Genomic DNA, 13,961 nt, shown 5'->3' on the forward strand with positions numbered 1-13,961 from the left:
CAGTAACTAGAAGCAATATTTGTCAGAATAACAAGGTGCTAATCCCTTGCAAGAAAGGAATATATATAATGAAAGCAATACAATGGTTCCCAGGGCATATGGCCAAGGCAAAACGTGAAGCAATCGAGAAATTAAAATTAGTTGATATCGTTATCGAGTGTGTGGATGCTCGTGTACCTGAATCAAGTCGTAATCCAATGGTCGAGGAGATTAAAGGTAATAAAAAACATATGATCATCTTAAATAAAGCCGACTTAGCAAATCCAGAAGAGATAAAAAAATGGATTTCATATTATGAATCACAAGGTATTATCGTACATGCTATGCAAGCTAAAGATGGTAAAGGTTTGAACCAAGTAAAAGCTAGCATGAAGAAAATGATGCAACCAGAATTCGAGAAATGGGCTAAAAAAGGCATTCGTCCACGCCCAATTCGTTTAATGATTTTAGGGATTCCTAACGTTGGTAAGTCAACTTTCATCAACCGTATGATTAAGAAAAATCAAGCGATTACTGCTAATAAACCAGGTGTGACAAAAGGGCAACGTTGGCTAAAAGTGGGTAATGAATTTGAATTATTAGATACACCAGGGATTTTATGGCCTAAATTCGAAGACCGTGAGATTGGTTATAAATTAGCGATTACTGGTGCGATTAAAGATTCATTATTACATATGGACGATTTAGCTTTATATGCGATTGAGAAATTCCAATTAGTAGCACCAGAACGTCTATGTAAAGCTTATCACTTAACAGAAGATGATTTTGAAGAAATGTCGACTGCAGACATTTTATTAAAAATGACTAAAAACTTAGGATTTAAGGATGATTTTGATCGTGCGAGTGAGCGTTTTATTTTTGATATTCGTGGTGGTAAATTAGGTCGCTATACATTAGATATGGCACCAATTCCAGCTAGTAAGACAGTCGAGGACTAACCAATGGCAAAATTATCAATTAAAGAGGTTAAAGCTATCTTAACCGAGATTACCGATCAAACAGATGAGCGCTTAGGTGAATTGCGTCAAGATGAGCGTAAAGGTGTCCAAACGGCAATTAAGTCTTGGGAACGTCAATTTGCCAAGAAAGAAGCGCGCCGTCACCAATTCGTTGCAATGCAAAGTTTTGAGCGTGATTGTTTTGAAAAAGGCTTCCAATATATTGCTGGGGTCGATGAAGTTGGTCGTGGTCCTTTAGCGGGGCCGGTGGTGGCTTGTGCGGTTATTTTACCAAAAGATATTGAAGATTTAGGTTTTGATGATTCTAAAAAGTTATCAGCTGCGAAGCGTCAAGAGATTTTTGCTTTGATTAAAGAAAAAGCTTTAGCGATTGGGGTTGGTGTGATGGATAATCAGGTGATTGATAAGGTGAATATTTATCAAGCAACTAAATTAGCGATGATTCAGGCAATTGAAGAATTAAAAGTCAAGCCAGATTATTTATTATTAGATGCGATGCAGTTAGATCTAGATATGCCGCAAGAAGCGATTATTAAAGGGGATGCTAAGAGTATTTCGATTGCGGCGGCGAGTATTGTTGCTAAGGAGATTCGTGATCAGATGATGGTAGACTATGATCGTGAGTTTCCAGGTTATGACTTTTCAAGTAATGCCGGTTATGGTACGAAAAATCATTTAGCAGGTTTAGACTTACAAGGTCCATGTCCTATTCATCGTAAGTCATTTGCGCCGGTAGCTAAGTTTTTCTAATAATTTTATAACATTAAAATATTTTACACTCTTTTTACGTATATATAAGTAGGGAACTATTTATGATATGAAGAAAGGGTGTATTTTTTATGCAATTAACACGAGAAAAATTATGGCATCTAGCGGTAATATATGAATATTTATCACCTAAAGAGCAGATTAATCTATACCAAGGAGTGTGTCGGTATTTTAATCCGAGTGAGATTTTTTATGTAATAGATATTAGAGAATGGTGTAGTAAGAACTTTTATGATTGGTTATTGGATGTGGACTATTATGAAGAGTTAGCACCTTATTATGAAGAGAAAATTACGATTATAACGATTGATGATGAACGCTATCCGGAGCGTTTAAGGCAAATTTATCAACCACCATTAGCATTATTTTGTCGAGGGAATCTTGCTTTACTAAAGACATTATCAATTGGTATGGTAGGGAGTCGTTGGCATAGTGATTATGGTGAATTTTGTTTGAAGAAGTTAATGTATGAGTTAAAAGGATCAAAAGTAACGATTATTAGTGGCTTAGCGAAAGGGATTGATGGCATTAGTCATAAATACGCCCTAAAATATGGACTACAGACAATAGCCGTCATTGGTACAGGATTGAATGTCTATTATCCCAAAGAGAATGCTTGTCTGCAGCGCAGTATTGAACAGAAGGGGTTAGTGATTAGTGAATACCCTTTAAATAGTCGGCCACTTAAGTTTCATTTTCCTTATCGTAATCGAATTATTGCGGGATTATCACATGGGGTATGTGTGGTTGAAGCCAGAATGCGTAGCGGGAGTCTGATTACGGCAAATTTAGCTTTGCAAGAAAATCGTCAAGTGTTTGCAATTCCGGGGAATATCACCAATATTTATTCAGAAGGTACAAACCAATTAATTCAAGCGGGGGCATTGTGTACTACCAAAGCACAGGATATTTTAGAGGATATTATCTATTTTTCTTAATCTTTTAGGAGTTATAATAGATTATTAGTACAGTTGTAACAGTTTTTATTTACTGTAGTATTCCTGTTCTAATAGTATGAGTTTAAGAATGTTTTAAGATAGTTGGTTTATTTGTGAATTAAAATACTAGTAATAGCAACGTGTTAAGCCTTTTCATTCATTGTATTTTTTAGAAAAAATATTTATTCTTTTAAGACTATTTTCTTGCCATTTCGAAAAAAGAGTGGTAGATTAATAATTGAAAGCAGGGGTAATTAATACAGTTCTTGTAACTAGTATATAACACAGATTTACCACTGAAATATTCAAGAAAAGAGGAATGTAAGATATGGCAACTTATAATAAGTTAGAGTTAGATTCATTATTCAGTGCTACTAATACTGATTTTAGTATGGTCCAAATTTTAGATGAGACAGGGAAGTTAGTCCATCCTGAATTAATGCCTGATATGACAGATGAAGAAATGGTAGAATTAATGACTGATATGGTTTGGTCTCGTATTTTACATGAACGTTCAACAGCTTTAAATAGACAAGGACGTTTAGGTTTCTATGCACCAACAGCAGGTCAAGAAGCAAGTCAATTAGCAAGTATTAAAGCAATCGAAAAAGATGATGTTTTATTACCAGGATATCGTGATGTGCCTCAATTAGTGAAGCATGGATTACCATTATCACAAGCCTTTTTATGGTCTCGTGGTCATGTAGCAGGGAATATTTATCCTGAAAGTTTACAAGCATTACCACCACAAATTATTATCGGTGCTCAATATGTACAAGCTGCAGGTGTGGCATTAGGTCTTAAAAAGCGCGACAAGAAAAATGTCGTCGTTACATATACTGGTGATGGTGGTTCATCACAAGGGGATTTCTATGAAGGGATTAACTTTGCTGGTTCATTTAAAGCTCCTGGAATTTTCTTTATTCAAAATAATGGTTGGGCTATCTCAACGCCACGTTCAGTACAGACTCAAGCTGTGACATTAGCACAAAAAGCTGTGGCAGCCGGAATTCCTGGTATCCAAGTTGATGGTATGGATCCATTAGCGGTGTATGCGGTGACTAAAAAAGCTCGTGAATATGCGGTGGCTGGTAATGGTCCGGTCTTAATTGAGACAGTCTGCTTCCGTTATGGTCCACATACTTTATCAGGGGATGATCCAACACGTTACCAACCAGAAGGAATTCAAGATGAATGGGCTAAAAAAGATCCAATTATTCGTTTCCGTAACTTCTTAACTGAAAAAGGTTTATGGTCACAAGAAAAAGAAGAAGCTGTTATCGAACGTACTAAAGAAGAGATCAAAGCAGCGATTAAAGAAGCTGATCAACAACCAAAACAAAAAGTATCAGATTTCTTAAAATCAATGTTTGAAGAACCAACATATATTATTGAAGAACAAATTCAACAATTTGAAGCAAAGGAGAGTAAATAAACATGGCACAAATGACATTAATTCAAGCAATTACAGATGCATTAGCATGCGAATTAGAACGTGATGAAAATGTAATTATGTTCGGTGAGGACGTCGGTAAAAATGGAGGAGTATTCCGTGCGACTCAAGGCTTACAAGAACAATTTGGTGTAGACCGTGTATTTGATACTCCTTTAGCCGAATCAGGAATTGGTGGCTTGGCAATCGGTTTAGCTTTAGAAGGCTATCGTCCAGTTCCAGAGATTCAATTCTTAGGATTTGTCTTTGAAGTAATGGACTCAGTAGTAGGCCAAGCAGCTCGTACACGTTACCGTATGGGTGGTACACGTAATTTACCAATTGTATTCCGTTCACCATTTGGAGGTGGGGTACATACTCCAGAATTACACTCAGATAACTTAGAAGGCTTAATTGCCCAATCACCTGGTATCAAAGTAGTGATTCCGTCAAATCCTTATGATGCTAAGGGGTTATTAATTTCAGCAATTCGTGATAATGATCCAGTCATCTTCTTAGAACATATGAAGTTATATCGCTCATTCCGTGAAGAAGTACCAGAAGAAGCTTATACTGTACCATTAGGAAAAGCAGCCATTACTCGTGAAGGAACTGATGTATCAGTAATTACATATGGCGCAATGGTTCGTGAAGCCGTAAAAGCGGCTGAAAAGTTAGAAAAAGAAGGTATCTCTGTTGAAGTTGTTGATTTACGCACAGTTTCGCCATTAGATATTGAAACAATTGTAGCGACTGTCCAAAAAACAGGTCGTGTAGTAGTGGTTCAAGAAGCACAACGTCAAGCTGGTGTAGGTGCTATGGTTATGTCTGAAATTTCAGAACGTGCTATTTTACATTTAGAAGCACCAATCGGCCGTGTAGCCGCTCCAGATACTGTCTTCCCATTTGGTCAAGCTGAAAATGATTGGCTACCAAATGCTAAAGATATTGAAGATAAAGTACGCGAAGTTTATAATTTCTAATAAAAATTTAGAGGGATTGTACTATTCCTCTTTATAAAATGCATCTGAATAGTTATCTATGTTCAGAATCTAATTTGATATTTAATAGAAGGGAAGTTAAAGATATGGCTTTTAAATTTAAAATGCCTGATATCGGTGAAGATATCGCAGAAGGTGAAATCGTTAAAATTGATATTAATGTAGGAGATACCATCGAGGAAGATGATATTCTATTTGAAGTACAAAATGATAAATCAGTTGAAGAAATTCCGTCACCAGTTAGCGGTAAAGTATTAGAAGTATTAGTAGAAGAAGGAACAGTCGCACAAGTTGGTGATGTGATTGTCGTAATTGATGATGGTAGTGGTGATAGTGAACCTGTAGCAAAAGCAGTAGAGACACCAGCTCCAGTAGTAGAATCAGCTCCAACTCCAGTAGCTCAAGCAGTAGCACCACAAGCAACAGCAACAGTGCCAGTAGCTCAAAATCCTAACAAATTAGTATTAGCAATGCCATCAGTACGTCAATATGCACGTGAACAAGGTGTTGATATTACACTAGTGGTACCTACAGGAAAAGGTGGTCGTGTCACACGTGAAGATATTAATAACTTTGGTGCTGTAGCTCCAGTAGCAACAACAACTACACAAGCTCCAGTACAACCAATTATTGAAGATACACCAGCTCCAACTCCAGTAGCGAAAGTAACACCACAACCAACTTTACAAGCAGTAGCTGGAACAGAAGAACGTGTGAAATTATCACCAATGCGTAAAGCAATCTCTAAAGCTATGGTTACAAGTAAACATACAGCCCCACATGTTACTTTACATGATCAAGTAGAGGTATCTAAACTTTGGGATCACCGTAAGAAATTCAAAGAAGTGGCAGCTGATCAAGGTGTGAAATTAACATTCTTACCATATGTTGTTAAAGCTTTAACAGTTGTAATGCAGAAATTCCCAGTCTTAAATGCTTCAATTGACGATGCAACGCAAGAAATTGTTTATAAACATTATTATAATATTGGTATTGCAACAGATACTGATAATGGTCTATTCGTACCAAATATTAAAGCATCAAATACTAAGAGCATGTTCAAAATTGCCGCTGAAATTAGCGAATTAGCAGCTAAAGCAAAAGAGGGTAAGTTAACTGCTTCAGATATGGGTCAAGGAACTATCACAATTACTAATATTGGTTCAGTTGGTGGCGGTTGGTTTACACCGGTTATTAACTATCCAGAAGTTGCTATCTTAGGTGTGGGTACAATTGTTCGTGAACCAGTTATTAATGAAGATGACGAAATCGTAATTGGCCGCAATATGAAATTATCATTGAGCTTTGACCACCGTATTGTAGATGGCGCTACAGCTCAAAAAGCAATGAATGAATTAAAACGTTTATTACATGATCCAGAATTATTATTAATGGAAGGCTAAATTCAATCAGTCAAGGGGAGTTCAAGAAGCTTTCCTTGATTTGATATTATTTTGAGAGGTGAAAAGAATGGTAGTAGGAGATTTTGCAATTGAGCTAGATACCGTTGTAATTGGTGCAGGCCCTGGTGGTTATGTTGCCGCAATCAGAGCAGCTCAAGAAGGACAAAAAGTAACAATTATTGAAAAAGAATATATTGGTGGTGTGTGCTTAAATGTGGGATGTATTCCATCTAAAGCGTTAATCGCTGCAGGACATCACTATCAAGAAGCACAACACAGTGAAACTTTTGGAATTACCGCAAAAGAGGTAGTGTTAGATTTTGCTAAGACCCAAGCTTGGAAAGACAATGAAGTTGTTCATAAATTAACTTCAGGTATTGAATACTTATTAAAGAAAAATAAAGTTGAAATCTTACGTGGAGAAGCTTTCTTTGTTGATGGCCATACTTTACGTGTGATTCAAGAAGATAGTGCGCAAACTTACTCATTTAATAATGCGATTGTTGCAACTGGTAGCCGTCCGATTGAGATTAAAGGCTTCAAGTTTGGTGGTCGTGTAATTGATTCAACTGGTGGTTTAGGACTAAAAGAAGTTCCTAAAAAATTAGTTGTTATTGGTGGTGGGGTTATCGGTTCTGAACTAGGTGGTGCTTATGCTAATCTTGGTTCAGAAGTAACTATTTTAGAAGGTGCGCCTTCAATTTTATCAATGTTTGATAAAGATATGATTAAATTAGTAGAAGATGATTTTGCTAAAAAAGGTGTAACTGTTAAAGCTTCTGCAATGGCTAAGGAAGCTATTGATAATGGTGATAGTGTAACGGTTAAATATGAAGTTGACGGCAAAGAAGAATCAATTGTAGCTGATTATGTAATGGTAGCAGTTGGACGCAGACCGAATACGGATGAATTAGGATTAGAAGTTGCTGGAATTGAAATGACTGATCGAGGCTTAGTAAAAGTTGACAATCAAGGTCGTACAAACTTAGAAAATATCTTTGCAATCGGGGATATCGTTCCAGGACCAGCCTTAGCTCACAAAGCAAGTTACGAAGGCAAAATCGCTGCTGAAGCTATCTCAGGCAAAAAAGTAGCAGTTGATTATCGTGCAATGCCATCAGTTGCCTTTACAGATCCAGAATTAGCAATGGTTGGTATGACACAAAAAGAAGCAAAAGATGCAGGATTAAAAGTTAAAGCTTCTAAATTCCCATTATCAGGTAATGGACGCGCCTTATCATTAAATGCCACAGAAGGTTTTGTTCGTTTGATTACAACAAAAGAAGATAATGTGATTGTTGGTGCACAAGTTGCCGGAATTGGTGCTTCAGATATTATTGCTGAATTAGGCTTAGCAATTGAAGCGGGTATGAATGCAGAAGATATTGCTTTAACAATTCACTCACATCCATCATTATCAGAAGTAGTAATGGACGCAGCTGAATTAGCATTAGGTATGCCAATTCACGTTTAATTAAGAATGATTATTCTAAAACAAGTATCAGGGGCTATCTTGGTACTTGTTTTTTGTTTTATAATTTAGTTTACATAAGAAAAGAATTGCGTAGTGCAAAAATGGGACTTAAGACCTATGAAATAATCCTAATTTTTGCTCTGAAAAATGGTATACTAGTAATGAAGACGAATGAAGGAAGGTGAAATCGTGCAAAAAGTTTTTTTGAAATCTACTCTATTTATCATTATTATAGCCTGTTTATTTGGTTTTTATGAATTGATTTCTGAACCATTAAGTTTTGGATTATTATTTTTAGGGATATTTATTCTTATATTAGGTTCTCGTATGAGTTATCAACAATCAATGGTACGCTTACTGATAATGATGGTTGGTGTGGCGTTAATCTTTATGACAGGATTTTCAACATCGGGGTTCTGGGTGGCGTTAATCTTATTGATTTTTATAATGATTTTTTACGGGAAGGAATTACTTGGTGCATCTCAGAAACATTTATTTCATCATCAAACTATTAATAAGAAGGAATATCGTGCGATTAAAACAATAGAACCAAGTCACCAATTAAGACGCTATAAGCAAAATTGGTTAGGCTCCAATCTTGAAGGTAATGATATTTATGAATGGGATGATATTAACATTATCAGTCTTGCAGGGGATACGATTATCGATTTAGGGAATACTATTTTACCCAATGATGAAAATATTATCGTAATACGCAAAGGTTTCGGTAGTACGAGAATAATCGTACCAGTTGGAGTTGATGTTTTCTTGCATCATTCTAGTATTTCAGGGACAGTTATTTTTAATAATGAAAAAATTAACTTACAAAATGAAAGTATTACCGTTCAATCAGAAGGTTATCATAATGGTAAGAAGAAAGTGAAAATTTATACATCAACTTTATTTGGTGAGATTGAGGTGATTGAATTATGAAGAAGAATCACCTATTAACATTGTGGTTAGTATTTCTAACGTATTTAACGGTTTTTGCACTATTTATTATTTTAGCATTGAATAAATTAATTGATTGGACATTCTTTTTAAATATGGCATTTATGCAAAAGTTACCAATTTTATTATCCTTAATTTTGGTTGTGGGGATAACTAGTTTAGTGGGGGTTTTTGCTTATTATTTGGTAGTTCGTTATTATCAAAAAATTATTCGTCAGCAACTTCATTGGTTAGTTGTTGGTAATTATGAGCATCCAATCTTATCAAAGCCACTTTGGTTGAATTATTATCTGCCAATTAATTTGCAATCGCATATCGAAATGATTCAAGAATTAAAAGAAAAATTAATCTCCTTATCTCAAGAAGTACAAGAATTAAGTGCTATTCCGCAATATGTAGGGAAGGAGACTAAAGAAGAGATTTTAACGGCAGAGCGTCATCGTTTAGCTCGTGAATTACATGATTCTGTTAGTCAGCAGTTATTTGCTGCTATGATGATGTTATCGGCAATTAATGAGCAAGCAGATCAGTTACCAGCGAACTTACAAAAATCACTTTCTCTAGTCGAAAAAATTATTAATGAATCACAATCAGAAATGCGTGCCCTATTATTACATCTAAGGCCAGTTAACTTAGAAGATAAATCATTAAAAGAAGGTATTAAGGCTCTATTAACAGAATTAACTTCAAAAGTAAATATGACGATTACATGGGAATTAGATGATGTTCATTTACCATATGGGATTGAGGACCATTTATTTCGTATTGTGCAAGAATTATTATCGAATACATTACGACATTCTAAGGCAAATTCATTAGAAGTGTATTTAAAAGAATCGTCAGAATATATTATTTTAAAAGTAGTGGATGATGGCATTGGTTTTGATACAAAATTAACGAGTTCTAGTCCAGGAAGCTATGGTTTACTGAATATGAAAGAACGTGTGACTAGTATGGGAGGCACTTGTAAAATTATTAGTTTCCCAGATAAGGGTACTATTATAGAAATAAAAATACCAATCACGAAAAAATAGAAAAGGTGGGAGCAAAATGATAAAAGTATTATTAGTTGATGATCATGAGATGGTACGTTTAGGAGTAGCTGCGTATTTATCGATTCAAGACGATATAGAAGTAATTGGAGAAGCCGAAAATGGTCAAGAAGGTGTAAAGAAAGCTTTAGCGTTGCGACCAGATGTGATTTTGATGGATTTAGTAATGCCTATTATGGATGGGATTGAAGCAACGAAAGAAATACTGTCTCAATGGCCTGAAGCAAAAATAATCATCGTAACAAGCTTCATTGATGATGAGAAAGTCTATCCTGCGATTAATGCTGGAGCTAAAAGTTATCTATTAAAGACCTCTTCAGCAGCAGAGATTGCCAATGGGATTCGTGACACCTATAAAGGAGAAGGGGTATTCGAACCAGCTGTCACAGATAAATTAGTTCACAAAATGCAGTATGAGAATCGTCACTTCCCACATGATGACCTAACCATACGTGAAAAAGAGATCTTATTACTGATTGCAGAAGGAAAATCAAACCAAGAAATTGCTGATGAATTATTTATCACCCTAAAAACGGTTAAAACTCATGTCTCAAATATCTTAGCAAAATTAGGAGTAGAAGATCGCACTCAAGCAACGATATATGCTTTTAAACATCAATTAGTAGAATCATAATACATATGAGAGAAAAAGGTGGGATTCTATTTTTCATAGGCATATCTCATTAGTGTTAGGTTCGCCCTATGATATAATAAAGTTATCATAGAAAAGGTGGGATAATTGATGGAGATTATTATTGCTGATAAAGCACAGGCTTGGTTTGCCGAAGAGATGGGCGTATCAAGTCAGCGTGGTGTTCGTTTTCTAAGTAAGGTATATGGCTGTAGTCCGATTCATGAAGGTTTTTCCTTGGCAATTGAGGTTGATGAACCAACAACACCATATGTATTAATTCATGAAAAAGGAATTCCGTATTTTATCGAAAAAGGCGATGAGTGGTTTTTTGATGGATATGATTTGTATGTTGACTTTGATGAACAACTAGAAGAGCCAAGTTATCGCTACGAAAAACAATAAAAATAGAGCACAGAACAAAGAGCTGAATAAAGCTATCCTTGTTCTGTGCTTTTTTCATTAATGAATAATTTCTGAAATTGAAAATCTTGATACTGTAATAGCGACACCTTTTGCGATTTCAATATCGACAGTCTCATCATTAATTCGTTTGACTTTACCATATAAGCCATTTGAAAAGACGACTTTATTGCCAACGCTTAACTCTTTATGAAGTTGTTCAAAATAGGCGTGTTGCTTTTTAATGTTTTTTCGTGAAAATAAATAATAAATACCTAGCGCAACAATAACAGAAACAATAAAAACTAGGGAACTAACAATAATCATCTCTGCCATTTTTAGATACCGTCCTCGTCCTCATTATCTGAAGGGTCATTATTTGCTGGATTAGGGAATTGAACCACTTGTACGCCTGCTTGTCCAGTAGTAATGGCTTGGTTTGCTAATTCGCTAGCACTTGGCATAAATTGACGCATCATAGCTGATTCAATCAACATTGGTAGGTTCGTTCCACAAATTACTTCCACATTTTCTAATTCATTTGATGCCATCATGGCTGCTTTGAATGGGCTACCACCTAATAAATCGCTAAAGATGACAACTTGTTCAACTTCTGCTAATAATTCATTAATTGCAGTCTGCATATTTTTTTCTAAATCTTCTATCGGAGCATCCTCTTTAAATGCAACCACTTTAAATGCAGTTTGTTCTCCGGCAATCATTTGTAATGCATGTGCTAATCCTGGTGCAAATTCTCCATGTCCTGTTAATATCATACCAATCATTTTTATTTTCCTCCTAAATTAATCGTTATTTTTTATAAGAGCATTGCTGCCACTGACCGTTAATAATACACCGAAAATAATTAGAATTACTTGTTGTGTCTTTTCGGCTTGCAAATAAAAAGAGCTTATAATAATAAGAATTCCTACTAAAATTATCACTAAACTCTTCCACATAGGTAAAATACGTTCTTTGGTTGTTAATGTTTGTAATTGCTTTTTATCTTTTGGATTCATGGTAATATATTTCGGCAAAATTCGAGAATAGAATGTACTGCTAATCAAGATATAACTACAAACACCAAGCATAATTGTTAAGATAAGTTGCTTTGGGAAGATACTGTAGATAAGGGCACTAATCGCTAGACTAATAATAAAACCATTCCTAAAAGCATTAAACTTACGAACATCTGCTTGGGGGATTTTGTAGAGTTTATCTTTTTTTGCAAGATAATAAAACATTCCACCATTTTTAAGCGGATAGACTTTTCCAAGGCTAAAAAGCATATTTACCCCTCCATTCAAAAATCTTTTAAACACCAAAATCATAAATAAAAATTGTCTATAATTCAACCAAAGCCTAACAATTTACTAATTTTGCTAAAAATACAATTAAAAATGTCAAAAAACTGTAAGTGAAAATCTCAAACGTAAAGATAATTTTAAAGAATATCATTCATTATAAACGTTTGTAAATACTATGAGCAAATTGTGAAGGAGATTGTTTTGTGGCTTGTTTAAAAGCTCGAGAAAAGGATGGGAGTGAATTATAGCCCACCATATAAGCAATTTCTTCAATTGAATAGGTTAATTCCTTCATCAAAATTTTTGCTTGTTTAATCCGTTGTTGTTCAATATATTGTTTAGGCGTACCATTTGTAAAATGATGAAATAAAGTTTGTAAACTAGAACGAGATAGGCCAAATATTTGTACTAAATCTGCAACTTTAACTTGGGGATTTTTACGGATATAATCACAAACTCTTACAAAAATATCATTATCGTATTTTTCTTTCATCGATGTATGTGGGATTTCATAATGAGTATTATCTTTTTCCAGTAAAGAGATAATAAACAGCTTTAATTGTGCTAGTAATTGATCGTTTTTATAAGCGATATTTTGTTGGCTACTAATGGCGACGAATTTTTCAATTTGCATTAAATTTTGCGCATTCATATGAAAAATCCGATTAAAAAAGCGATCGTCATTGGTATCTAGTTCTAACATTATGGTGATATACGTCGTGACACCTTCTTTTTTCACCGCCTGCGTATGAATTTGATTGCGCTGGTAAAGCATAACATCGTGTTTCTTTAAGGTATAGGAGACGCCATCCACCGTTGTTATTAATTCACCATTTTCAACAATGGTTAGTTCACAGTAGGGATGACTTTCGCTTGGATAAAAGTAATTTTCGCGCTTAATCTGATAATAAGTAGCGTAAATTTCTGATAGATGAAGTTCTTCTTTGTTTTTCATCATTTGAACGGGTTTTGGTAATGAATATACTTTTTTTTGACTATCTTTTGGCAACGAAAGACATAATTCGCAACTCTGAGACACTGAAATAAAGTTAAAATGCACCCCTGCATGAATCTTAATAGCCCCATGTAGAATGAATTGATTCTCATTTTTGATGTGAGTAGGATTATCTGTCACAATAATCATGACAATTCCTGAAATGGCCCGTAAATAGATAGGATGCTCATAACAATAGAATTCCTTAATCTTTTTCTTTGTGACCACCTTATGTAATTCCACATAATTTTTTTTGTGATACCACTTTTGAATCGTATGGAAATATTTATTTTTTAAAATAGCCGAAGTTTTTGTAAACATATTGCTCGCATATTCCTCCTTTTTAAAATTTTGGTGAACTACACACTAAGCTAAAGCTTAGGTGCTTCTTGTTTCATCCTCTCCTGCGTTTCCTAATCTAATTGATTATTCCTCCGTCTTACAAAAAGTCCACAAGCGTATAAGTTTGGGTAGTTCCTACCCTACTATAATCTATTTTTTATTATGCACTCATTAGGATTCTAAGTCCTTCGTTTTTTATATTCAGTGCAGCGTTTATATCTCTATCTAACTCAAGACCACATTCACAACAATATGTTCTATCAGTTAGGTTGAGATGTTTTCTATTGCCACAATGGCTACAAATTTG

The 13,961-nt window shown here is 34.9% G+C and carries 16 protein-coding genes; 11 read left to right on the forward strand and 5 right to left on the reverse strand.

Going from position 1 to position 13,961, the window contains the following annotated elements; genetic code table 11:
* The first annotated feature begins 68 nt into the window (after window positions 1-68).
* The 11 genes from ylqF (at window position 69) to BMX09_RS05905 (ending at window position 11,014) form a co-directional block, all read left to right on the forward strand.
* On the forward strand, window positions 69-938 hold the full coding sequence (ylqF, locus tag BMX09_RS05855) for a ribosome biogenesis GTPase YlqF (RefSeq protein ID WP_089746768.1): 870 nt from the start codon (window positions 69-71) through the stop codon (window positions 936-938).
* A 3-nt stretch (window positions 939-941) separates the two neighbouring features.
* Window positions 942-1,709: a ribonuclease HII gene (locus BMX09_RS05860; RefSeq protein WP_089746769.1), complete on the forward strand. Its 768-nt coding sequence runs from the start codon at window positions 942-944 to the stop codon at window positions 1,707-1,709.
* A gap of 89 nt (window positions 1,710-1,798) precedes the next feature.
* On the forward strand, window positions 1,799-2,665 hold the full coding sequence (gene dprA / locus BMX09_RS05865) for a DNA-processing protein DprA (RefSeq protein WP_089746770.1): 867 nt from the start codon (window positions 1,799-1,801) through the stop codon (window positions 2,663-2,665).
* Window positions 2,666-2,993: 328 nt separating this feature from the next.
* Window positions 2,994-4,100 (forward strand): pyruvate dehydrogenase (acetyl-transferring) E1 component subunit alpha, encoded by a 1,107-nt coding sequence (gene pdhA, locus BMX09_RS05870; protein WP_089746771.1) that lies wholly within the window; start codon window positions 2,994-2,996, stop codon window positions 4,098-4,100.
* Between the two features lie 2 nt (window positions 4,101-4,102).
* Window positions 4,103-5,080 (forward strand): alpha-ketoacid dehydrogenase subunit beta, encoded by a 978-nt coding sequence (locus tag BMX09_RS05875; RefSeq protein ID WP_089746772.1) that lies wholly within the window; start codon window positions 4,103-4,105, stop codon window positions 5,078-5,080.
* Window positions 5,081-5,184: 104 nt separating this feature from the next.
* Window positions 5,185-6,501, forward strand: coding sequence for a 2-oxo acid dehydrogenase subunit E2 (locus tag BMX09_RS05880; RefSeq protein ID WP_089746773.1), 1,317 nt, complete (start codon window positions 5,185-5,187; stop codon window positions 6,499-6,501).
* Window positions 6,502-6,568: 67 nt separating this feature from the next.
* A complete protein-coding gene (gene lpdA, locus BMX09_RS05885; protein ID WP_089746774.1) occupies window positions 6,569-7,975 on the forward strand; it encodes a dihydrolipoyl dehydrogenase in 1,407 nt (468 codons plus the stop codon).
* Between the two features lie 189 nt (window positions 7,976-8,164).
* Window positions 8,165-8,908, forward strand: coding sequence for a cell wall-active antibiotics response protein LiaF (gene liaF, locus BMX09_RS05890; RefSeq protein ID WP_177159557.1), 744 nt, complete (start codon window positions 8,165-8,167; stop codon window positions 8,906-8,908).
* Complete coding sequence (locus BMX09_RS05895; RefSeq protein ID WP_089746776.1) at window positions 8,905-9,960, forward strand: sensor histidine kinase; 1,056 nt, start codon at window positions 8,905-8,907, stop codon at window positions 9,958-9,960. The genes liaF and BMX09_RS05895 overlap by 4 nt, the downstream gene beginning before the upstream one ends.
* 16 nt (window positions 9,961-9,976) lie before the next feature.
* Window positions 9,977-10,612: a response regulator transcription factor gene (locus BMX09_RS05900; RefSeq protein WP_089746777.1), complete on the forward strand. Its 636-nt coding sequence runs from the start codon at window positions 9,977-9,979 to the stop codon at window positions 10,610-10,612.
* Window positions 10,613-10,720: 108 nt separating this feature from the next.
* Window positions 10,721-11,014 (forward strand): HesB/YadR/YfhF family protein, encoded by a 294-nt coding sequence (locus tag BMX09_RS05905; protein ID WP_089746778.1) that lies wholly within the window; start codon window positions 10,721-10,723, stop codon window positions 11,012-11,014.
* Between the two features lie 57 nt (window positions 11,015-11,071).
* On the opposite strand, the gene yajC is transcribed toward BMX09_RS05905, so the two are convergent.
* The 5 genes from yajC to BMX09_RS10460 all read right to left on the reverse strand — a co-directional run bounded on the left by yajC (window position 11,072) and on the right by BMX09_RS10460 (window position 13,958).
* Window positions 11,072-11,347 carry a preprotein translocase subunit YajC gene (gene yajC, locus BMX09_RS05910; protein WP_089746779.1) on the reverse strand — a complete coding sequence of 92 codons (276 nt, stop codon included), beginning with the start codon at window positions 11,345-11,347 and terminating at the stop codon, window positions 11,072-11,074.
* A gap of 2 nt (window positions 11,348-11,349) precedes the next feature.
* Window positions 11,350-11,796, reverse strand: coding sequence for a PTS galactosamine/N-acetylgalactosamine transporter subunit IIA (agaF, locus tag BMX09_RS05915; RefSeq protein ID WP_089746780.1), 447 nt, complete (start codon window positions 11,794-11,796; stop codon window positions 11,350-11,352).
* An 18-nt stretch (window positions 11,797-11,814) separates the two neighbouring features.
* On the reverse strand, window positions 11,815-12,300 hold the full coding sequence (locus tag BMX09_RS05920; protein ID WP_089746781.1) for a hypothetical protein: 486 nt from the start codon (window positions 12,298-12,300) through the stop codon (window positions 11,815-11,817).
* A gap of 172 nt (window positions 12,301-12,472) precedes the next feature.
* Entirely contained in the window at window positions 12,473-13,633 is a 1,161-nt protein-coding gene (locus BMX09_RS05925) for an AraC family transcriptional regulator (RefSeq protein ID WP_089746782.1), read from the reverse strand.
* Between the two features lie 181 nt (window positions 13,634-13,814).
* Entirely contained in the window at window positions 13,815-13,958 is a 144-nt protein-coding gene (locus tag BMX09_RS10460) for a zinc ribbon domain-containing protein (protein WP_407645243.1), read from the reverse strand.
* Between the last annotated feature and the right edge of the window lie 3 nt (window positions 13,959-13,961).

Source organism: Granulicatella balaenopterae (assembly GCF_900111135.1).
Lineage (GTDB): Bacteria > Bacillota > Bacilli > Lactobacillales > Aerococcaceae > Granulicatella > Granulicatella balaenopterae.